Below are 219 nucleotides of genomic sequence, written 5' to 3'. Positions count from 1 at the left end.
ATCAGTTCTCCTACAGGGAAGATGCTTCGAATGAACCGTTCCATCCAGTCTGAAGGCGCTTTTTCCGACATCAAGGCCAATCTGTCGTTCCGGCGGTTTTTGAGCCACGGGACTGAAAACGCCCTGGCAACCAGCATCATATTGGCAATGGCCCACAATGTCTTGACCTTACATCACAAGCTACAATCCGGTAATTTGGGGACATACCTTTATTCCTTA

The 219-nt window shown here is 48.4% G+C and carries 1 protein-coding gene; it reads left to right on the top strand.

Annotation, left to right across the window (positions count from 1 at the left end):
- Nucleotides 1-219 (top strand): transposase (locus tag ACE418_RS13610; protein ID WP_416451098.1); only part of this gene is annotated, 219 nt, incomplete at its 3' end.

It is taken from the genome of Megasphaera jansseni (assembly GCF_047974155.1).
Lineage (GTDB): Bacteria > Bacillota > Negativicutes > Veillonellales > Megasphaeraceae > Megasphaera.
Note: the sequence above shows the minus strand (reverse complement) of the source record. Positions and strands in the feature narration are given on the sequence as shown.